Source organism: Paenibacillus dendritiformis (genome assembly GCF_945605565.1).
Taxonomy (GTDB): domain Bacteria; phylum Bacillota; class Bacilli; order Paenibacillales; family Paenibacillaceae; genus Paenibacillus_B; species Paenibacillus_B dendritiformis_A.
Genome location: NZ_OX216966.1, coordinates 4290794 through 4311395 on the forward strand (window position 1 = coordinate 4290794; position 20602 = coordinate 4311395).

A 20602-nucleotide genomic window follows, 5' to 3' on the forward strand; every position below is an offset into this window, starting at 1 on the left:
ATGGGTAGAAACGGATTCCCGTAGCGGATGCATGGTCCAGAACTAATGCATTAACACATACGATCTCTATCATCATAAAAATTAAGCAGCTCTAACGATTCTCTCCATAGTCCTGGGAAGGACTTGCCGGATGAATCGCAGAGCCGCTTTATCATGTCCATGCAGCTATGAATTTGCGCGGTTCAATCTGAATTGTTCGACGTCGTTCAGCGTTGGCAGCGAAGGGATCGCCCCCGGACGCGTGACGGTAAGCGCGCCAACGGCGTTGGCGAACCGGACCGCGTCCCGCAAGGAATCGCCTCGTGCCAGCCGAACAGCGAGCGCGCCGTTGAAGGAATCGCCGGCCGCTACGGAATCAACAGGCGTGACCGGATAACCTTCGATTACTGCGCTGCCGCCGTCTTCCACGATAAGCGCTCCTTTGTCTGCCATCGTAATGATAACATGGCGAACCCCGGCGTGCAGCAGTGCCCGCCCCGCGGCTTGCGCGCCGTCAATGGAAGTGGCGGGTATGCCGGTCAGCAGCTCCGCCTCCGCTTCATTCGGCGTCAGATAAGTGACCTGCCGAAGGAGGGAGCCGCTCAGCGGCCGGGCCGGCGCAGGATTCAGAAGCACGGGCACGCGATAGCGGGAGGCCAGTGCGACCGCCTCCTCCGTCATCCCCGGATCCATCTCAAGCTGTATCACCAGGATGGAAGCGGACCGGATCAGATCTTCAATTCCATGAAGCTCCTGACCGGAATAGCGAAGGTTGGCGCCAGGCACGACCACGATCCGGTTCTCGCCGTTCGCCTCCAGCACAATGGATCCGATGCCGGTCGGATCAGATTCGCTGAAGAGGATATGATCGGTGTTGATGCCTTCCCGCTGCATAACCGCCAGCATCTCGCGGCCGAACTCGTCCCGGCCCAGCATGCCGGCCATTGTCACCCGGCCCCCCAATCTTGCCGCCGCCACCGCCTGATTGGCGCCTTTGCCGCCCGGGAAGCGGGCGAAAGCATGCCCCAACACCGTCTCCCCCGCCTTCGGCGCCTGCTCGGCCCGGACGACCAGATCCATCATGAAGCTGCCGATGACTACGATATTCATAATCTGCCCCTCCCTCACATTCCGCTCTTCCGTTCTTGCTGCAGCTGCTTGCCAAGGCTTCCTCCCGGATGATACAAATAGAAATCGTCGCGGTTGAACGATTTGAGCCGAGATATCGTGACCGCAAGCGCGTCGCCGATCGCAAGCTGGATCATGGCGCTCGTCGTCGGTGCGAGTCCCAGATGGTCCGCTTCTTTTTCGTAGCTGTAAGTAAGCGCAATACCGCTGTGGAGAGCCAGCGTCGATTGTCCATTGCTCGTGATCGCGATCGTTTGAGAGCCAATAGATCGTACGATAGCCAGCATATTCAACACTTCCTGCGTCTCGCCGCTGTTGGAGATGAGCAGGACCACGTCCCGCTTCTCGATCATGCCGCTGTCTCCGTGGGCCGCTTCCGCGGAATGGACGAAGAAGGCTGGCGTTCCCGTGCTGGACAACGACGAAGCTATTTTCTTCCCGACATGCCCGGACTTGCCTATCCCCGTTACGACGATCTTGCCTTTGCATTCCCGCAGCATGTCGACAGCAGCGGCATATTCCTCTCCGATCTCCGAGATTAGCCGGTCGAGCGCGCTCGCTTCGTTGCGCAGGCTCTGCCTGATCAGTTCAACGATGCACATCAATTTACAACCTTCCTTCCTAATGAAATAGGAGTTCGCGGTCAACCTTTCAACGAGCCCATCATGACGCCTTTGACGAAATATTTCTGTATAAATGGATAGACGCATAATATCGGCGTCGTCGCCACCATTATCGTCGCTGCCCGGATGATGTCTGGCGTCACCAGATTTTGCGGCTTGGCAGGATCATAGTTGTCATATTCCTGAAATTGCGGCGACCCTTCGATGATGATTTTGCGCAGGACGTTGCCGAGCACCGCCTTATCCTGGGATTGAATGTAGAGCAGCGAATCGAACCATGCATTCCAATGCGAGACGGCATACCAGAGCGAGATCGTCGCGATGATCGGCGTCGACACGGGAAGAACGATGGACAGCAGGATGCGGATATCATGGGCGCCGTCGATTTTAGCCGACTCCTCAATCTCTTCGGGCAGCGACATGAAGAAATTGCGGACGATAATCATCGTGAACGCCGCGATCAGGCCGGGCAAAATGAGCGACAGGCGATTATCCAGCAATCCCAACTCCTTGATCAGCAAATAGTTCGGGATAAGCCCGCCGCTGAAGAACATCGTGAATACGATGATTAACGTATACAGATTGCGGTTCGGTAAATGCCGCTTGGCAAGCGGATAAGCGCACAGCACGGTGAACAGGACATTCATGGCCGTCCCGAACCCCGTCCGGATGATCGTATTGAAATAGCCGGTCCAGATCATTTTGTTGGAAAAAACAATCTTGTACGCCTCCAGCGTCGTTTCCTTCGGCCACAGCTTCAAGCCGTACTGATTCGCCGCGGCCGGCGTGCTGAATGAGACGACAATGACATTAATGAACGGATAGACGGCCGTAAAGGCGAACAATGACAGGAACACGACATTGCAAAGGTCGAATACTTTTTCCCCTGTTGTTTTGCTGCCGATGGTCATGGACATGTCCCGGTCTCCTCCCTACCAGATTCCGTAATCGCTGAACCGCTTGACGATGAAGTTGGTGAGCAGTATGAGCACGAACGCGATGACAGTGGTGAACAATCCTGATGCGGTCGCAAGACCGTATTCCATCTCTTTAATCCCGAGCCGGTACGTATAGGTGCTGAGCACATCGCCCACTTCGTAGACGGCTTCATTGTAGAAATTAAAGATCTGGTCGAAATCATCGGAAATGATGCCGCCGACCGCGAAGATGAACATGATCGTGATGACCGGAAGCAGCGACGGCAGCGTAATGTGGATCATCTGATGCCAGCGCCGGGCCCCGTCGACGACGGCAGCCTCGTATAAGGACGGATCCACGTTGGAGAGCGCGGCCAAGTAGATGATCGATCCCCAGCCTACGCTTTTCCATACCTCCGTGCTGACCAGCAAGGTCCGGAACCAGTTCTGATCCCCGAAGAAAAAAATCGGCTCCAGGCCGAGCGAAGTCAACAAATAATTGACGATGCCCCGGGTAGGCGAAAAAATCTCCATAAACACGCCGGCCAACACGACCCAGGACAAAAAATGCGGCAAATAGCTCAAGGTCTGAACGAACTTCTTGAATAGGATGACGCGAAGCTCATTCAACAGAATCGCCAAAATGATAGGAGCCGGAAAGCCGAAAATAAGCTTATATACACTTAATATGATCGTGTTCCGGAATGCCCGCGGGAAGTCCCGCCCCGAGAACAGCTCGCGGAAGTTATCCAATCCGCACCACGGGCTCCCGAAAATGCCGTCCACGATCCGGTAGTCCTTGAAGGCGAGAATAATGCCGTACATCGGCAAATATTTAAAAATGAAAAAAAAGAGAAGGCATGGGAACATCATGTAAAACAGATAGCGGTTCTTCCAATATGATTTCAGCCAAGCGGCGAATCTGGCCGCTGCCCCGGGCGGCTTGCGGATCATGATGCTGCTCAGAATGCTCACCCTTTCCGACAAGGAAAAACGATCAATCGAATCAGCCGACGATCCATTGACCGTTCTTCCTCCCCCTGTAGTGACTTACTTCAGTGATTGATACCAGTCGTTGGCCTCCTTGGTCAACTGCTCGCCCCCATCCTTCAGCCACTGCTCCACGAATCGATCGAACTCGTCAAGCGGCTTGTCGCCGTTAATGATCGCCGCATACGTTTCCCGCTGCAGCTTCTCGACCAGATTTTTGTAATATTTTGATTCGGACGGCAGCGGCGCTTTGAGCGCATTGGCGATGGAGCCGTCCTCATACTTGAACAGCTTGCTCGTCGCCTCGCGCTCCTCCGGCTTCGACCACTTCTCGGCGAACTCCGGCTGGGCGAACGGCGTGAACGTAATATGCAGGCCAAGCTTCGCCTGGGCTTCGTTCTTGCTGTACTCGTCCTTCATCTTCGGCTGGAGGCCATTCATCTCGTAGGTCTCGCCGATCGTGCCGAACTTCACCTTCATGAACAGATCATAGTCGCTGTACACCGCATCCCAGATCTGCATAATCCGGTGCTTCAATTCCGGATCCTTCGCTTCCTTGCCGAACGCCATATAGACGGAACCCGTCATGCCCGGAGCCGGCACGCCCGCTTGTCCGTTCGGACCCTTGACCGGCTTGCCGTAAGCAATCTCAGCTGCGGGGTTCGTCTCGGCCAGCAGCTTCACGTTATCTCCGCCCGGAAAGCTTTTCTCCGGGTTGGGTGGCGTCCAATGATAGTACGCCCCATGCGAGGAGAGTCCGATCTTGCCGTTGACGAAATCATTCGAAATCGCCCAGTAGCCGCCGGTATTCTCGCCATTCGGCAGCACCCATTCGGGGCTGATCACGTCATCCTTCTTCATCTCCCGAAGCACTTCCAGGGCCATCTTCGCTTCCGGCGTAATGCCGCTCCATACCAGCTTGCCGTCGCGTTCCGTCCAGAATTCCGGATAGATGCCGAAGGCGCCGTACACCTGCTGCATGCCTGTCTTGGACATGCCGTACGTGTCTTTTTGCCCATTGCCGTCCGGGTCGTCATAACGGAAGCGGCGCATCGCTTCCTTCAGCTCGTCAAGCGTCTCCGGCACCTTCGCGATGCCTACCTTGTCGAGCCAATCCTTCCTCCAGGCAACCGCCCAGCCGTATACACCATCGGTGTTCAGGCTCGGAATGCCCATATATTCGCCGTTGCGCTTGACATACTTCCACGCTTGCGGATCATATTTATCGACCAGCTTTTTGTAGTTCGGCATATAGGTGTTGAGCTCATCTTCGGTGAATGTCACGGCGATGCCCTGATCGATGAATTTAGCCAGATCCGCCCCGTTGTACACCGTCATGAAGTCGGGAAATTCGCCGGCCGCCATTTTAGCCCCAAGCAGTTCTTCTCTCTGCGTAACATCGAGGTACCAAATGTTGAACTTGACGTTAAATTTCTCCTCCAGCAGCTTTTTGCTTGCTGCATCGGCATCGACCGGACCGTATTGATACGTCAGCCAATTGATCATAAGCGCTTCCTCTTTGCCGCTGCCGCTCTCATTTTCCTCCACGTTCGGCGGCGCATTGCCCTCCTCCTTCTGGCTGCAGGCTGCCAGACTGATGGCAACCAGCGCGGCCAGCACCCAGATCGCCAATGTGCCCCATCTTCCGCGAACCATAGGACCCCTCCTCATTCAAATGTATGCGAAACAGCAGCTCCGCCAAGCTGGAGGATGCCGCGCCGTTTCCCCAATCGAAGATCGTGAACTCGCCGACGATGCCATCCGCATCCTCCCCATGATGCGCGTTCTCCATCTCGAAGCCGTAATCCCGCTCATGGAAGAAGGGATGCTTCCATTCATACAGCTTCCGGAGAAGCGGATTCTCCGGGCAGTACATCATGTAGAACGACGCCTTCATGGCCCACAGGCCGCGTTCGGCATATTCCCGCTTGCCCGTGGCGGCATAATAGCCGAAGTACGTGAGCGCGAATAAGCTCTGTCTCGCATCGTTCCACTCGTCGTCCGAATTCATGACGCCGAAGCCGCCCAGCGCGGGAATGCCCATATAGGGCGGGTTCCAGACTGACTGATACATGGACAGCTCCGCCAGCGCCTTCTCTCCGTCCTCCAGATAGCCGGCCTGGCCCGTGGCCGCATGCAGCTCCCTGAACGCCTCTGCCGCCCAGTACATGGAGAACGAGCATTGATTGTACAGCCCGCTGCGGCGATCCTTGATGCCGGGCCGCTTCCCTTCCCATTCGGCCGCACAGGACCAGTACGTCTCGAAGTCCTCCCAGCGGCCTTCCGGCATAATGCCGCTGCGGATGAATTCCATCGCCCTCCGGGCCGCGGACAGATAATCCGGATGATCCGTCATCCGGTACAGCCGGGCAAGCAGCCAGGCGTGCATCGACGTCTCCGCGCTATGCCGGAGGAAGGGCGATATTTCGCCTGTTGCCGGATGGATCCAGGCAGGGAAGCTCCCGGACGAATGCTGCACCGAGAGCAGGCGCTCGGCATAAGCTCGCGCATAGTCAAGCAGACGCGGATCCGCTTCCATGTCCCGGTGCCATTTCAGCATCCAGAAGCAGGTCCATGACATGTCGAGCAGATGGGCATATTCGTCATGTCCCGGAGGCCGCCGGTCGGAATGCCCCCAACGTCCGTCTTCCCAGCCGGCCTGATCGTCAGCCGTGAACACGGCAGGGAACCAGCCGTTCTCCCGGGGCGCGGCGAGTGCGAATTCCTTCGCCAGATTCGCGCGCCGGACAAGGTCGGCATCCCCGTTCGCTTCCCCCCACAGCCGATAGCCGTAAGCGCTGCGCAGGCTGCAGAACCACGCCTGGTTCCAGATGCTCTTCCGTTCCCGCCATTGCTCCTCCATCCCAAGCCCCGGCGCTTGGCGCGCCCGCACGATGAAGACGCAGCCGCCGACCATCGTGCCGCCGAGGTTGAATTCCTGCCATACCAGCCCGGCCCAGCGGCGGAACGCCCAGTCATACGTATGCCTCGCATACGGCTCCAGCTCCTGCAGCGCTGCGGTCAAGGACTTCCCGAGTTCCGCCTGGATGGCGGGCAGGGCGGCGGCCGGCCTCGCGAACCGCTCCCACAGCCAGCGGCTGACCGGGATCAAGCTCCGGCCGCCTCCGGATCCTTCCCAGAGCACAACATAGAAGCGGAACAGCTCCTGGCCCTGCTCCACCGGACAGCGGCGCTGCGTCAGCCGATGATAGACATGCCCGGTCTTCTCGTAATGCGCTAATCCGTAAAAGAGCTCGCGCTCCGGCAGGACGAAGTCCATCACATGCGGGATCCGCCGCCAAGCCCCGAGCTGATGCAGATCGGGGATGAGCGCGAATGTGTCCATCCCCCGCTCGAACACGATGGCGGGAGAGCGGAAGACGGCGTCCCCGATGACCATCCCTTCCTCGGGACATAGGTGGGGCTTCCAGACGAGCTTGACGTCCGGCGCCACCTTCATGCGCAGCAAGGCATGTTCCGGTTCGGCGGCCGGACCCGCCCAGCGGACCGAAGCGACCGCCCAGCGCCCTTCTCCGCGATTGGCTGCGTCCGGCTCCGTCCAGGTTACGGACAGATTGCGATCATCCCCCAGCTTCAGCCAACTGCAAGCCCATGCAGGTATGCTGTCCTTCATCGGAACTCCTCCTCTCCATCGTTGATTGATCGCATGGACGGCAGCTGCGGCCAAGCGAGCTCGAGTCCTTCGCGAACGAGCAGCGACTGGAATTCCCCCAGACGCTCCGTATCGCTGCGAACCGCCCGCGGCGGCAGCCTCTGATCCAAGCACCAGGCTGCCAAATACCCGGCCGCTTCCCCGATGTTCCATTCAATCGGATGCAGCCGGTAGCAGCCGTTCGTAATATGGGTGAAGCCTCCGTTCTTGCAGGCGGGCAGCAGATTGTCAAGCCGGACGGGAAGCAGGCTGCCAAGCGGGATCTGGAACGGCACGGTCTCCAGGCCGAGGCCGTCCCGGTTGCCCGTCCGGGGATGAATATCGATCGGATAAAAGCCGATGCCGATCGAATCGGCGAACCGCTCCGCTCCGCGCCCCTCCCTCGATAGAGCGCTTACATGCTGCTCCAGCACAGTGAATTCCGCCCGGATGCGGCGGGATTCCCGGATATACGGATACATGGCCAGGCCATCGGCCGTTCCCGTCACATCGGGCCGCAGGCCGACGCCCGGATATCCGGTTCCGCCGTCGGGTCGGGGCGCATCGTGCTGCAGCCAATACAAGAGCGAGAGACTCAGCTGGCGCGCCTGCTCCAGATGCCGCTCCCGCTCCGGCTCGCCCACCTCGTACAGCGGGCCGAGCCAATAGTCATTCTGCGGCCAATTGACGATCGAGACGCTCGTCTCGAACATGCCGGGGACGAAGAGCAAGCGGTCCGCAATCTGCCGGTACAGGAACAGAGAGAAGCGCTCTTCCTCCGGCAGCAGGCTGAAGCTCCTGTACCGCGGATGCTCCCACGTCCAACTGAACAGGCAATCCTTCTGGAAGGGGGCCTGGCAGGCGCGCCAGAAGTCGTAATCCTTCGGCTTGCCGATCCGGTCGTCCCTGCCCTCCTTGTAGTCGATCGCCATGCAGCAGGTGAACGACTGCATCGTCAGCGGCTCCGGTTCTCCGGGCAGCGCATGGGGCTCGCCCGTCTCCTTCGCCGATTCCACCCCGGTCACATATTCGGCTCCGGCCAGCGGAAGCAGATCCCCGCATTCCGTCGCATCGAGGAAGCAGGCGGCGCGAAGAACCGTCCGCCGTCCGGTCGCCTTATCCCGCACCGTGACGGCGTCGATGCAATCACCGCTCGTCTCTGCCTGTGCCGGCGCCACCCCTCGCAGTATCGTCAGGCGACCGCTCAGGATATAAGGGGCGAGCATCTGCTCCAGGACGGCGACGCCGACGCGCGGATCGTAGCAGAGCGCGCTCACGATGCCGCCGCCGGGATTCAAGAACGGCGCGTCCCTGGCGTCCGCCGCAAGCGGGATATGGCGGCGGTAATAGTCCCGCACGCCATCGCGGAACCGTCGGTAGGAACGGGTGCAGCCGAACTGCTCGATCCAGCGGTGTTCGTCGGGCGGGACGGCCTGGGATGTCAGCTGTCCGCCGATCCAGGCCGTCTCCTCCGTCATGACGACGCGCTTGCCCATCCGGCAGGCGGCCAATGACGGCGATGTCGCACTTCATTTCTTGACCGTAACTCACATCCGTCCCTCCCTTCGCCTATCCTTAGCGCGGCCTGCGCCGCTCCGCCGCCGGCAAGGCGGGGAAAGCGGCTTGCGGCCGGTCTTGATACCAATACGCGACCGAGCTGATATCGTCGGAGCGCTCGAACAGTTCACGCCCGTTATGTCCGATCTGCTGAATCTCGACGCGGATGTCCTGCGCGAAGCAGATCGGATCGGGCAGATGCCAGCGGTACAGGCCGTGCATCGGCACCGCATCCTCCGGGAACTGCCCCGGGCGCGTCGTATCGGACTTCGAGGAGAACGGATAGCCCAGGAACGGCGTCGAGTACGTCGTCTCGTGCATTTTACCGTCCCGCTGCTCATAGAAGCACCAGGCGCCTCCGAAATAATCCTCCGTTCCCGTCCCGCAAATGGTCGGCCATTCCTCGTCCCCGTCCAGGTAGAACTTGATCTCGCCCTCGCCCCACCAATACCGCTCCAGCGAGGCCCAGGCCAGGTAGGTGCCGATATATTGTCCCTTTCCCCGGATGCCGTCAAGAATAATGAAATCACGCTGCGGCGCGGTAATGCTTTCTCTTCTCCACTGCGCATGGAAATAAGCCGCTTCCTCCGGCAGCTCGCCGACCAGCATATAATTGATCTGATAATAGAAGAGCGGGATGTCCCCGGGATGCTGGTTCTCTACGGTGATGACCGCCGCTGAACGGAAGGGCATCGGGAAATAGCAGTTCATGCCTCCGGTCGGATTAACGGCGATCGGCAGCGAATTGACGTTGCAGCGCACTCCGAATCCGTTGCAGAAGAAATCGCCGAACGGCACTTCCACTGAAGGCTGATCGGAGCCGTCCCAATACATGCGCAGCACCAGATCGCGCAGCACATAATCCCCTGCTCCCGTCCGGTCCGGAATCGTGAACCACAAGCTCTGGATGACGCCCGGCCCCTCGATCTCGGCGATGGTCGCCGTCTCCCCTTGCTTCAGCTTGATGAACGGGCTGCCCTTGCGCCCCACGCCCAAGTGATTGGCCGCTCTTCCGCCCTGCCCCTTCGCACCCGTCGGATTCTCGGCAGAGATGGAACGGGACAGGCCATTCGTCAGAAGCGCGGCGCCGGGCAAGTGATATGCCAGACCGCTTGATAATCGTATCATGTCAACCTCCATCCATTGTGTTACCCCTATGCTAAGCGAAAAGCTGCCGCTTGGATTTAGCCCGGATTAGCAAGATGTTAACCGTTATTGCGAATTCGGCGGATTCGCCGTTGACCGGTATTGCGATTGTCCGGGCCTCCCAATATAATGGAAATCAATTCCGTGCAAAGGTGGTGAACGGCGTTGGATCTGAACCGCTTATCCCCTTACATCCGGGTCGCGCTGGATAATAAACTGAATCCGGGCTGGCTGATCAAAGAACGAGTCCTGTTCGATTACGAGCTGCTGTACATCAAGGAGGGCGAAGCCCGCATTACGGTGATGGACGAGGTGTATGACGGCAAGCCGGGGGACATTTTCCTGTTCAAGCCGAAGCAGCGGCATTCCATTCTTAGCCGGGGAACGGTCCCGATGCGCCAGCCTCATATTCATTTCGATTTGTACTACCAGCCGGACAGCCCGGATGTGAAGGTGTCATTCAAGCCGTTAAATGAAATCGCTTCCCATGAGATGTCCTGGTTCCGGGAAGACCTGTGCTCGGCGCCGCCCTTCGAGCTGCCAACCTATATCCGGCTGCAGAACCCGCTTGCGTTCGAAAAGATGCTGCTTGATCTCGTCCATGATTTCAATCTGGCGCTTCCGTACAACCAGATCTTCGCCAAAGGCTCCTTCATCCAGCTGTGGATTCATCTGCTCCGGGAGCACCAGTGGAACCAGAACCGCCATCTGCACTCCCATTGGCAGCAGTTGACCACGGTCAAAAACTATTTGAACCATCGCCTGGATACGGACATATCGGTCGAGCAGTTGGCGGCGATGGCCAATCTCAGCACCTACTATTTCATCCACTTGTTCAAGCATGCGTTCGGCATCTCTCCGATCCGCTATCATCAATTGGCGAGAATCGAGAAAGCGAAGCGGCTGATCCAATTCACCGATATCCCTTTAACCGAAATTGGGGAGCGTGTCGGGTTCGGAAGCATTCACGCCTTCAGCCGCGCGTTCAAAAAATGGGAGGGAGTTCCCCCGTCCTTCTACCGCAGCAAAAAAAAGTGACGCTTCCGCATGGCGGAATGCGTCACTTGCTATGTCAGAGAACAAAGACATGTGGTACAACAGTTAGCCCGCCGCATGACGGGCAGCCCTCAGCAAGCAATCAGCCGCTTCGATGCCGATATGCTTGCCGCGTTGTGCCGATACTTGATTCATGAACGCCTTCAGATTTCCCTCATCGAGCTTGACGGTCAAGCTGTTCGCGATTCCCCGGTTGCCGATCCATCCCTGTTCGGCGAACTGGGCCACCAGTTCCTTCAAGCTCCCTAACGTAACGGCAATCTCGAACGGAACCGAACGGACGGTCTCGTTCCCTGCCAGATCGGCCGCCTTGATCCTCAGCTCATGACGGCCCGGCTGCAGCCTATACAGCTCGATGGCCTGGCCTGCGGGCCGCTCCGCTCCGTCCAGTTGAAGGACTGTGGCGGCCGGATCCGGGCCGGATCCGCCGTCTTCCACAGCGAAGTCGGTGCGGAGCGTCTCGCTTACCGTATACTTTCTTGCCTCCGGCTCCCGTATGGAGACGGCAGGCGCTGTCCCATCGACCTTCACGACAATCGACTTCGCCTCCTCCGTCTGCCCTGCCGTGTCCATCGAACGGAAGCGCACCGTATGCGTCCCTTCCGGCAGCGTCAAGGGCTTCGTATAGACCTCCCACACCGTTCCGCCATCGAGGCTGTATTCCGTCGCGGCGATGCCCGATTGATCGTCCGCGGCCGTCAGCTCAACCGTGGGCGAAGACAGATACCAGCCGTTCCGCCATCCGGCTGTGAAGGCGTGACGAGAGCCGTCGTCACCGGAGGGGTATCGTCGTTCCCGCCGTTCAACGCTTGCAGTCGCCCGATGTAACTCGTCTTCAACGGGCTATCCGGCAGGAGAGCGGCCGCCTGGCGTGCCGCGGCGATATCGGCCGGCCGCTTGCCCTCCTCCGCCCTTCTGACGGCTTTGTCGGCCTTCACGACAATATCTTCGGGAGATCCGGGCACGATGCCGGTCGCGCTCCAATTCCGGTACGCGCGTCCTGCCCTGTCCATCATCTGGCCTTCCGCCCCGATCACGAACAGCCTTCCGGTAACCTCCGCATCCGGCACGCCTTGTTTTTTGGCAAAAACGAGCTTGACCGTCGTCACCGCGCTGCTCTCCGGGTCCTGCTTTTTGGCCAGATCGCTGGATAAGGCCTTCTTCTCATCGTGAACCCGGAAGCGGACGCGAAGCAAGCCGGGCTCCGCTTCCTCTACGGCGGCGCTTCCCCGCCCGGCCAGACTGTCGGCGATCGACCATGCTTCATAGGCCACCTTGGCCGGATCGTAATGAACGGTATACTCGCCGCTCACATAATCATTCGCCAGCGCAATGCCCGGAGTAACGACGATGCTGCCCGCCTCCGTCGTATTCATGTTCACTCGCATCGTATACCGAAGATCATACCGATCCGAGATATATTCGTAGAGACGATCATATACGGATCGCCGTAGCATCGACATGCTGTCCGCATGCTTGGCCGGATCGAGCGGAACGAAGGCGTTCGCCCCGTCCACAATCGGGGTCGTAGCCAAGTAATAGGTATTGAAGGTATCCTTCATATACCCCGACGTGACGCCGAAGTTCATATATTGAGCCAGCGTATGATAGTCGTTGTACTCGATTTCGACGCTGGCGCCCACTTTTTTGGCGAATGCGGCGGTTGCCGGGAGAACGCCCTTTTTATAGAAATTGAATGCATAGTTGGGCTGTATGGAGGCGGATGTGAATCCAAGCTCCTTCCAGACGTACGGTGACAAGGAGGACAAATACGGAATCCACGTAAAGTAATAGGATTTGCTCTTCAAATATTCCGCCGTTCCCCGGATCAATTCGATATCGCCGCCGCCGAAGAGGCGCTCCGGGTTCCAATAGAAGCTGTTCAGCTCCAGATTGGCGTAGCCGGCCTCCTGGAAGCGCCGCTCCACTTCATCGATATACCATCGCAGCGCCGCCTTCTGATTCTCCAAGGCCAGACGCGCCATCTCCATCTGTCCCGCTTCGCTGTCCGGATTGGCCACCTCGCCGCGGAAATCAGCCGGCAGCAGACTGAACCGGCTGCCGTCGCCCCGCACGTCTCCGAAGTCGGCGCTCGGCGTCAGCTTCGGAATAACCATGTTGATGCGGACCTTCCGGTTCGTTCCGAGCAGCGCATTCAGCTCGCCGGCCGCTTCGTTCAACGCCCCGAGCTGCGTATCCCGCTGGAACGAAAAGTCGAGGAACGAGTGATAATCGGCCATGTTCGCGAAGATGCCCATGCCGTTCCCGTCAAAGCCGGAAGGCGTAATGACGGCCGCTACAGTCGCGAACAAAATATCATCGAACAGCCAGTCGGAATAGTTCCCGTATATGTCCTTATATCCAAGCACGGACTTCATTTTTTCTACCGTCCAGTTCGTCACTTCAGGGACCCGGTAAGCTCCCGTCGGAAGCAGGAATTGATCGCGGATGCGTGAAGCCGCCTCCGAGCCCGGCTCCGGGTACGCCTGCACGATCGGGCTGTCCGGATCCGGCTGGGAGACGGGAACCTCCGCTCCGGCGGCAATGCCCGGCTGTCCCATAATCTCCATCTCATCGGCCCAGCAGTTGAATTCGACCACGAACGTCATCTTAATATAGCGGGCCTGAATATACATCGGCTTGCCTGCGATGCGATCGAGCTTGTACGTCTTTTTGTGAACGTCCTTATTCGTTCCTTCCGGCTTCACATGCTCGAAGTAGAGCGGGACGTCCGGCTTCGCCTTGCCCAAAAAGGCATAATCGACTCCGTCATTGGAAGCGTAGTACCGCACATGGAGCGGCGGACTGATGCCGACATCGCTGCGCTGGGCAAAGGTCATGTACACACTGTCGACCGTATGGATCGCTTCCATGTCGACGATGACCTCGCGCATCGAATCGCGATAGAACTTGAACCATGTTGGATCGCTCCAGTCGTTCCCATTGGCGGGCACGCCATCCGTCATTTTATAGGCGTCGGTTGCGGGGGAGCCGGTATCGGGAATATTCAGCTGAGACTGAACATCGGCGTCCGGTTTATGAATAACCGGAACATGACCAATCGCCAAGTTCATCCGTTGGCCGGCTTGCCCGGTCCGCTCAAGAGATTGCACCGTGGATGATAATCCTGCCAAGCACATGCATAACGCAATGATCAGAACTAGCCCTTGTCTGCCATACATCAACTTCACTCTCCTTTCACATCGAGAGATACCTGCCCGTTAGTGCAGCAGTCCAACTCCCCTCCTTCTGTGCCAGGATTGCGGCGCCGCTTCGGTACAACCCGCCTGAGCCGCCTCGGTTCGGCCGCATGCTTCTCTCATCGTAAAAGGAAAGAACCGCAATGGATTTAGCTGAAATTAGCAAAATGTTAACCGTTCCTGCAAACTTGAAGGCAGGCATCATGATGAGTTCCGGATGCGCAGATGCTGATTTGTATAACAAAAAATGACCGTCATGCGATCGATCGCAGACGGTCATGTGAATTATTTCAACTCCCTGCCCTATTTCCGTACTCTCGCCACTTCTCCCCCGCTGGCCTGCAGCAATTCGGTTACCGCTATTTTGATTAGGGAATGAGGAGATCCGCCACCCGTATAGACTACGTCCTTCTCGGTCACCTTGGGATCGATCAGGAACAGAGCTTCGAATCCGAACGAAGGCACCCCGCCGGCCGGATACCCTGTTCGCTCCAGCACTTCCGTCTCATTCGCGAGCCGCGGCTTGGCAATATTCAGAGCTTTGCCGACTCTCGTCGTGCTTGCTCTGTCTTCGCCTTTGACAATCGCGACGATGAACCGGTCCTGTTCGTCAATCATGCAGATGTTCTTGACGAATTGATCGGCTGAGCCCTGAACGGCGATGGCCGCCTCCTGAACGGAGTGGCAGGATTGCTCGAGGACGAGATGCTCGGCTTGGATATGATGTAAAGCCATATACTCTTTTATTTTCGTTTCATAGGCATTCATTTCTGTCTCCACTCTACTTTCTGATTTAGTCAGGTTGAATAAACTCAACGCGGTTGCCGAACGGATCCCGGAATTCGAACCGTTCATACCCCGGAATCGGAACTGATTCCAGAATTTCAATGCCATGGCTTAGTAACCGTTCTCTCATCGCCTCGATGTCCTGCACTTGATATGCCAGGTGGGCTTTGGTCAATGAACGATCGACGCCATCTTCGGTCCCCACATGAAGCTCCTGCGTGCCAACTTGAACCCAGAATCCTCCTCTGCCGGCCAAGGAGTCGGGCTTGGCGATTTCCTTCAACTGCAGCACGCCGCAATAGAAGGCTTTGGCCTGTTCTTCCTGGCCTCGCGGTATCGTGATCTGAGCATGATGAAAGCGAGTAATCATTGTCAATCCCAATCCCTCCTCGAATTTATTATTGCTTGAGTTACCCAAGGACCAATGGACTTGCTCGTTCGGCTTGCTTAGCAGCTTGCGCTAATTCACATGGATTCTTTCGATCTCCCGGCTATTCCGGTCGAGCACGATCATCCCTGTCGCAAACGCTTTTTCGGTACTCTCGATCGGCGTGAGCACTAAATAATAGTCTTCCTCCGGGATGTTGACTTCAACTTTTTTCTCGTCGATGAACGCGATGATTTTCCCTATATTTCGGTCGTTGCGGCCGGACAATTTCAAATACTGTCCCTTGTTCGTCTCAATGACCCGCTCTCTGATCTGATTCGTTCCTTGCCCCAGAAAATGAAACTTGTATTTGCCGTTGAGCCCTTTGAATAATTCGCCATTCCATCTCGATTAATGGAACTGTACGGATTTCTTCTTCATTTTTTAGAGAAAACGAAGGTCTGGGACAACATAGCATAAGTTCCGGGCAATCCTTCCAATTCAATGCTGTCCTCCCTTTCCAGGAAGTCAATCTTCTGTTCCTTATAGTATTTCTTCCAAAATCGCACGGCGGCTATATTGTTTTTTAATTGCTCCACGCTGTAGCTGCCCGGAAATCGGTTCAACACCGTACTTACCGCTTCGGATGCCAGATTTTTGCCACGATATTTTTTCAACACAAACAACTCTTGAATCGAGTAATCGATGCCGCTCGGCACATAGGGTGGCGAACAAATCAAAATGAATCCGGCCAATTTATCATCGTATGTGATGAAATAAGGATGCAATTCATTCCGCTCCATATACAAATGCGTACTGCTCACATCAAATGTTCCATCAGGCTGAATATCTTCACCCGTATAGGCGGAGAGCTCGTATAAATAGAGATTGTACAAATTCAAAAAGGTTTCTTTGTGATCCGGATGAATTTCCACGATCTGTAGGCTCATAACGATAACTCCTTCTTCAAAAGTGATATCGATGTCTTCCTAAGCGGCCACATGCGCATAAAGCTACTATACCACATTTGGCATGAACTGGAGGATTTAACGACTTACAATCACTGCATCAATATAGTGAAAAACCGTATCTCCCGGTACAAGGCGTTCAACTTATACCGTTGGCAGCAACCGGACGCAAAAAATATGAGCGGCTTAAAAAAGACTGAGATCGCTTTGGTCTCAACAAGTGGATGGACTCGTCAATGAAACATAATGATGTTTTTGCGGAAGCGGGCATGATCCGTAATATAAAAGAGGTTATGGAGATGACAACTATCCCGGAAAGAGATTTTTCCGATAGCGTAATGAAACGGATCGCGCAACTGGAAAGAGCAACGCCTAATCCGGGGAAAGCCCCTGTATTGACGATGAAAAGGTTGGCCGTTGCCGTTTGTGTTATTGGCCTTTTGAGCGGCTTTTCTTATGCGGCCCGCGAGTGGTTGCATTTACAGGATAAAGATGAAAACACGGTCATGGAAGTCCGAAAGACAGTAGCTGAGCCTCTTCCAATCTGAGGTAATACCAGTAAAGTGCCGCTTCACTGGTATACCCCTTCGCAGACGAAACTACATTTCTTTTTCCAGAATGTAGGACTCGTCCTCCCGATTCATCGGATCTTTTATTTTCACGATTTTAAATCCGCATTTATTGACATAAAAGTGATGATTTCTTTTTGAATACCCCGGGGTTTCCGTTATCCACTTTTTCGTGTCGGGGTACTTCTGCTCTATGTATCTCCATATGGCGAGTCCGATTCCGCGATTCTCCACAACGGGATCGAGAAATAGGCACTCTAAAACATTTTCGTTGTTTTCATTGATCCACACAATGACAGCTCCTATCACCTTCTCGTCCAACACTACTTTATAAGATTGAGTCGGTGAATTCAGCGCCCATCGTTTTATAAATTCGCCTGTGTCATAACCATCAGGCCCGCCTTTTTCCTGGCCAAGAAATTGCTTCGTATCGGTGTCAAAAGCCCGGGTCATGATTTCTGTCAGACCGGCCACATCCTCTTCGAAAATAGATTGAAACTGCAAATTCTCATGCGTTTCCATCCCTTGCCCTCCATTCTGATTACGGATAGAAAGCCTCACAGGGGTTTCATTGAGACGACTTCCTCTCACGCACTATCTCCTGATATATTTCATAGTCCGGGGAACTGCCCGATCGTGTGTGTCCCGGCTTTCCACGCGTTCCATTCATCAGGACCATCGGCTGCTTTTATTGTGATTCCGATACCTTTTCTTTCTTGGGCCAAATAAAATTGGAAATCGTAATAATCAGATCAATGCCCAATATGGCCGTCCACAGCCGCAGCACCCCGCTCAACGCCTCGGTCCGGGAGGCGTCATCGATGAGATAGATCAGCCCGAACAACAGCCCGGCGCCAATCAGATACGCCAGCACATGCCTGATCCAACTCTTCAAGTAATGCTTCGCATACTCGAGGCCATACCGCTTCAATGGCTTCGACCCTTGCTTGGCGACATAGTACCGGAATCGTTCATCCGCCCACGCAATCATGTCTTTGCCGAATGCGATCGAGACCCCGATATATACCGCAGCGACGGCATGCGCCGTTGTCGCCGTGGCTCCTCCGTATAAATCAATGCTCGTCGTAATTAAGAGGATCAGATCGATGACCGGAGTGAGAGCGAGCAGGATCAAGCCAAGCTTCTGTCTCTTGAGCACATAGCGTGCGAATAAGCCGAGCAGGATGACGACCCAGAAGCCGATCTCGCTGGCTACAATTGCCCATGCTACAAAATTCAATGCAACACATCCTTTTCAAATTTGATTGCCAGATCAATTCATTCCATCGCACTGCGCACTGGCAGCTCGCTTCATTAGAGACGCAAGGGCCAAATCCATATTATGGACGATGAATCCGGGAATGAATCCTTCGAAACATATTGAAGCCGGTTGCAATTGATGGCAACACCTCAGCCTCGCGATACAGATGAATCAATTTTATTTTTCACCATAACAGACAACCGCCCGAATATAAACAGCTCTCTCTCCGGCAGCGTCCGCGGATTCGATGGCCCGGTTCAGACAAAGCTCTCCTTGCTCCAGCCTGCCAAAGTCCAAATAGGAATGCCTTATGCGGCTCTTCCAGCTCTGCTCATATCGAAATATCTCCGTATACAGGCTGCTCCGCCGGCAAATGATCCTTGCCTTGCTCATACATCGAGCGAGCGGCCGGTAAGGTCACGTTCAAGCGCTCCCACATTCAGCCCCCCCTGCCTCGCTGCGTTAGAATCGCTTCTTCCGCTCCTCGGTCAATGCCAATAACTCGGTGAACATGTTCTGCCCTTCGCCCTTCTCTTTCTTGGCTCTTGCCTGAAGCTTCTCCTTGCTGCCCCAGATCATCGCCACGGCATGCTCCGCCTCATACGGCTCAAGCTGCTGCATATATGCCGTTAGAGCCCGCATATTGGCGTCTTGCTCGAATTCGGGCCGATACTTGGCAAGCTTGCTTTCATTGCATCGCAGGATGCACGCGGCAGCAGTTGGGATCGTCGTCGCATCGATGCCATATTGCTTGATAAATGCCGCTGTGAACGACTCCTGCACGGATTGGTGCTCTTGATCGACGAGACTCATATACGCTTCGACAAGCGGAAAGTGTTGCTTGCCGGCCAGCCCCAAGCCGAATACGGCATACGTGCCGGGCATGCAGTTCTTCTCCCCTTCCGTATCCTCATACCATTCGTGCTCGACCATGGCCAAGCGCGCATACGCTTCGAGCCTTGGATGCAGTTCGCTGTATTCCAGCGCATTCGCGAAGAAGCGGTGCGTCTGTGATTTGGCCAATCCCGGCACGGTCAGCGCCTGCTTCGCCTTCGATTTCAGCTTGATTTGATAGCTTGCGGGGAAGCCCTTGTTCAGCAGATTGGCGATAAAATCGATGGCTGCCGCGTAGCTGTCCGCACATTCGTCCTTGATATGAATCGTGATTGTAGCGAAGACGTCATTCGCCCGGCATTCCACCCGTTCATCCTTATACGCGACAACGGCGGGTTCAAGCGTTCCGCTTCCTTCCTTCAAGATCTTGTCCACTTTGGCATTGCCAAGCTCCTTCAGCCGCTCCAGCAATTCAAGACCAGCGCTTCTGCTATAATTCGGCTCGTGCTTCAAGATCAGGATGGCCGTATGCAGCGCCAGCTCCATATGCTGCGGATCGATGGCGGACAGATCGATTCCGTCCTTTTTCGTGTAGACGGGGAGCCCCCAACTCTCCTTGGTCACATCGTAATAGAGCGGCAGGAACTCGGTCTCGGCCCACCTCCGCAAAGCACGTATGAACGTGGCGCGATGCTCCTCCAGCTTGTCCTTGTTGTTCTTGTTCAGCTCCAGCACCCTATCGTAAATATGTACTATGCTCTGTGCGTCCATCTCGGGAAATAATCCGGGGTCCACCACATGCTTGGACAGGAAAAAGCTCTCCAGCCGGTCCGTCGGATAAACGCCGGCTTCCAGCTTGCTCTGGATATAGTCGGCGATCCGCTCCAGCAGCAATGCTCTCTTTTCCTCATGAATATAGTCTACAGCCGTAACGGCCAACGCCTCGTTACCCATAACGAACTTGCCGGCAACCGTGAAGCGATAATCGAGCAGCGGGCTGGCATCATAGGATCGAATCCGTCTTAGCAGGCGTTCTTCCAGCAGCGGCAGCAATTCATTGGTGATCCGTTCGTTCGTGAGCGGCTCCTCCGGCTTGGCGCCCTGGCGTTGGAACTCCGGCGAACCGAAATCGTCTTTATGGGAAAATACTTTGATTTTTCCATTTATGTACTCGAAGCGGGCATAATTATGGATGCCAATTTGCAAGCTTGTGCGGCGCACAATCGAGTCAGCATCTTTCTTCTCGATCTGGTCGAACCATTCGTTCATCACATCGGCGATTTCCTCCGCCAGTGTCGCCATTATCGTTTGTTGTTCCATTTTTGGTTATTGTCACCGCCATTTAAGAAATTGGGAATGTGTTTATTATAGGTTCTCGGAACCGAAGGGTCAGCGGACTTTTGTCCTATTTGAAAAGATGTTCATGGGAATATTATTCCTGTGCAGCCGAACCAACATCGATCAATTGTCTACGCAAAAGCCATCATCAATTCGGCATTCAGGAACAGGAGAAGCCAAAAGGAGCGCATCGCGGAACCCCATCCGGAATTCGTTTACGCGACGCGCTCC

At 55.8% G+C, this 20602-nt stretch carries 19 protein-coding genes; 2 read left to right on the forward strand and 17 right to left on the reverse strand.

All coding sequences use genetic code 11. From position 1 onward, the window contains the following. Window positions 1-165 precede the first annotated feature (165 nt). The 8 genes from rbsK to NNL35_RS19110 all read right to left on the reverse strand — a co-directional run bounded on the left by rbsK (window position 166) and on the right by NNL35_RS19110 (window position 9974). The gene (gene rbsK / locus NNL35_RS19075; RefSeq protein ID WP_006677271.1) at window positions 166-1089 is read right to left on the reverse strand and encodes a ribokinase; all 924 of its coding nucleotides are present in this window, start codon (window positions 1087-1089) and stop codon (window positions 166-168) included. A 14-nt stretch (window positions 1090-1103) separates the two neighbouring features. Continuing rightward, on the reverse strand, window positions 1104-1709 hold the full coding sequence (locus NNL35_RS19080) for a KpsF/GutQ family sugar-phosphate isomerase (protein ID WP_006677272.1): 606 nt from the start codon (window positions 1707-1709) through the stop codon (window positions 1104-1106). 41 nt (window positions 1710-1750) lie between these two features. Beyond that, window positions 1751-2647 (reverse strand): carbohydrate ABC transporter permease, encoded by an 897-nt coding sequence (locus NNL35_RS19085; RefSeq protein WP_006677273.1) that lies wholly within the window; start codon window positions 2645-2647, stop codon window positions 1751-1753. 15 nt (window positions 2648-2662) lie between these two features. Further along, on the reverse strand, window positions 2663-3601 hold the full coding sequence (locus tag NNL35_RS19090; protein ID WP_040731535.1) for an ABC transporter permease: 939 nt from the start codon (window positions 3599-3601) through the stop codon (window positions 2663-2665). Between the two features lie 96 nt (window positions 3602-3697). Further along, window positions 3698-5257 (reverse strand): type 2 periplasmic-binding domain-containing protein, encoded by a 1560-nt coding sequence (locus tag NNL35_RS19095; RefSeq protein WP_238535347.1) that lies wholly within the window; start codon window positions 5255-5257, stop codon window positions 3698-3700. Then, window positions 5172-7271: a glycoside hydrolase family protein gene (locus NNL35_RS19100; RefSeq protein ID WP_050979420.1), complete on the reverse strand. Its 2100-nt coding sequence runs from the start codon at window positions 7269-7271 to the stop codon at window positions 5172-5174. The genes NNL35_RS19095 and NNL35_RS19100 overlap by 86 nt, the downstream gene beginning before the upstream one ends. Then, window positions 7268-8800, reverse strand: a complete 1533-nt coding sequence (locus NNL35_RS19105; protein ID WP_006677276.1) for an FAD-dependent oxidoreductase — start codon at window positions 8798-8800, stop codon at window positions 7268-7270. The genes NNL35_RS19100 and NNL35_RS19105 overlap by 4 nt, the downstream gene beginning before the upstream one ends. Window positions 8801-8864: 64 nt before the next feature. Next, window positions 8865-9974, reverse strand: a complete 1110-nt coding sequence (locus tag NNL35_RS19110) for a glycoside hydrolase family 172 protein (protein WP_040731522.1) — start codon at window positions 9972-9974, stop codon at window positions 8865-8867. Between the two features lie 183 nt (window positions 9975-10157). Here NNL35_RS19110 and NNL35_RS19115 point away from each other — a divergent pair, with 183 nt between their 5' ends. Next, complete coding sequence (locus NNL35_RS19115; RefSeq protein ID WP_006677278.1) at window positions 10158-11030, forward strand: AraC family transcriptional regulator; 873 nt, start codon at window positions 10158-10160, stop codon at window positions 11028-11030. 63 nt (window positions 11031-11093) lie between these two features. Here the strand turns inward: NNL35_RS19115 and NNL35_RS19120 are convergent, their stop codons facing one another. The 6 genes from NNL35_RS19120 to NNL35_RS19145 all read right to left on the reverse strand — a co-directional run bounded on the left by NNL35_RS19120 (window position 11094) and on the right by NNL35_RS19145 (window position 16351). After that, window positions 11094-11771 (reverse strand): OmpL47-type beta-barrel domain-containing protein, encoded by a 678-nt coding sequence (locus NNL35_RS19120; protein ID WP_083835560.1) that lies wholly within the window; start codon window positions 11769-11771, stop codon window positions 11094-11096. Further along, window positions 11747-14230 (reverse strand): DUF4855 domain-containing protein, encoded by a 2484-nt coding sequence (locus NNL35_RS19125; protein ID WP_006677280.1) that lies wholly within the window; start codon window positions 14228-14230, stop codon window positions 11747-11749. The genes NNL35_RS19120 and NNL35_RS19125 overlap by 25 nt, the downstream gene beginning before the upstream one ends. Window positions 14231-14551: 321 nt before the next feature. Then, a complete protein-coding gene (locus NNL35_RS19130) occupies window positions 14552-14983 on the reverse strand; it encodes an aminoacyl-tRNA deacylase (RefSeq protein ID WP_254553666.1) in 432 nt (143 codons plus the stop codon). A 58-nt stretch (window positions 14984-15041) separates the two neighbouring features. Beyond that, entirely contained in the window at window positions 15042-15404 is a 363-nt protein-coding gene (locus NNL35_RS19135) for a VOC family protein (protein WP_006677283.1), read from the reverse strand. Between the two features lie 90 nt (window positions 15405-15494). After that, window positions 15495-15695, reverse strand: a complete 201-nt coding sequence (locus NNL35_RS19140; RefSeq protein WP_006677284.1) for a hypothetical protein — start codon at window positions 15693-15695, stop codon at window positions 15495-15497. Between the two features lie 143 nt (window positions 15696-15838). After that, the gene (locus tag NNL35_RS19145) at window positions 15839-16351 is read right to left on the reverse strand and encodes a GNAT family N-acetyltransferase (protein WP_006677285.1); all 513 of its coding nucleotides are present in this window, start codon (window positions 16349-16351) and stop codon (window positions 15839-15841) included. Between the two features lie 254 nt (window positions 16352-16605). Between NNL35_RS19145 and NNL35_RS19150 the strand changes: the two genes are divergently transcribed. Then, window positions 16606-16917, forward strand: a complete 312-nt coding sequence (locus NNL35_RS19150; RefSeq protein WP_006677286.1) for a hypothetical protein — start codon at window positions 16606-16608, stop codon at window positions 16915-16917. Window positions 16918-16968: 51 nt separating this feature from the next. On the opposite strand, the gene NNL35_RS19155 is transcribed toward NNL35_RS19150, so the two are convergent. The 3 genes from NNL35_RS19155 to NNL35_RS19165 form a co-directional block, all read right to left on the reverse strand. After that, window positions 16969-17460: a GNAT family N-acetyltransferase gene (locus NNL35_RS19155; protein WP_006677287.1), complete on the reverse strand. Its 492-nt coding sequence runs from the start codon at window positions 17458-17460 to the stop codon at window positions 16969-16971. A gap of 166 nt (window positions 17461-17626) precedes the next feature. After that, entirely contained in the window at window positions 17627-18178 is a 552-nt protein-coding gene (locus NNL35_RS19160; RefSeq protein WP_006677288.1) for a hypothetical protein, read from the reverse strand. 483 nt (window positions 18179-18661) lie between these two features. After that, on the reverse strand, window positions 18662-20353 hold the full coding sequence (locus tag NNL35_RS19165) for a DUF6138 family protein (protein ID WP_238535346.1): 1692 nt from the start codon (window positions 20351-20353) through the stop codon (window positions 18662-18664). Window positions 20354-20602 lie beyond the last annotated feature (249 nt).

Bases quoted from the DNA above. Each gene is read 5' to 3' on its own strand.
- rbsK (WP_006677271.1), bottom strand. From the start codon at position 1,089: ATGAATATCGTAGTCATCGGCAGCTTCATGATGGATCTGGTCGTCCGG.
- NNL35_RS19080 (WP_006677272.1), bottom strand. From the start codon at position 1,709: ATGTGCATCGTTGAACTGATCAGGCAGAGCCTGCGCAACGAAGCGAGC.
- NNL35_RS19085 (WP_006677273.1), bottom strand. From the start codon at position 2,647: ATGTCCATGACCATCGGCAGCAAAACAACAGGGGAAAAAGTATTCGAC.
- NNL35_RS19090 (WP_040731535.1), bottom strand. From the start codon at position 3,601: ATGATCCGCAAGCCGCCCGGGGCAGCGGCCAGATTCGCCGCTTGGCTG.
- NNL35_RS19100 (WP_050979420.1), bottom strand. From the start codon at position 7,271: ATGAAGGACAGCATACCTGCATGGGCTTGCAGTTGGCTGAAGCTGGGG.
- NNL35_RS19110 (WP_040731522.1), bottom strand. From the start codon at position 9,974: ATGATACGATTATCAAGCGGTCTGGCATATCACTTGCCCGGCGCCGCG.
- NNL35_RS19125 (WP_006677280.1), bottom strand. From the start codon at position 14,230: ATGTATGGCAGACAAGGGCTAGTTCTGATCATTGCGTTATGCATGTGC.
- NNL35_RS19130 (WP_254553666.1), bottom strand. From the start codon at position 14,983: ATGGCTTTACATCATATCCAAGCCGAGCATCTCGTCCTCGAGCAATCC.
- NNL35_RS19135 (WP_006677283.1), bottom strand. From the start codon at position 15,404: ATGATTACTCGCTTTCATCATGCTCAGATCACGATACCGCGAGGCCAG.
- NNL35_RS19145 (WP_006677285.1), bottom strand. From the start codon at position 16,351: ATGAGCCTACAGATCGTGGAAATTCATCCGGATCACAAAGAAACCTTT.
- NNL35_RS19150 (WP_006677286.1), top strand. From the start codon at position 16,606: ATGAAACATAATGATGTTTTTGCGGAAGCGGGCATGATCCGTAATATA.
- NNL35_RS19155 (WP_006677287.1), bottom strand. From the start codon at position 17,460: ATGGAAACGCATGAGAATTTGCAGTTTCAATCTATTTTCGAAGAGGAT.
- NNL35_RS19165 (WP_238535346.1), bottom strand. From the start codon at position 20,353: ATGGAACAACAAACGATAATGGCGACACTGGCGGAGGAAATCGCCGAT.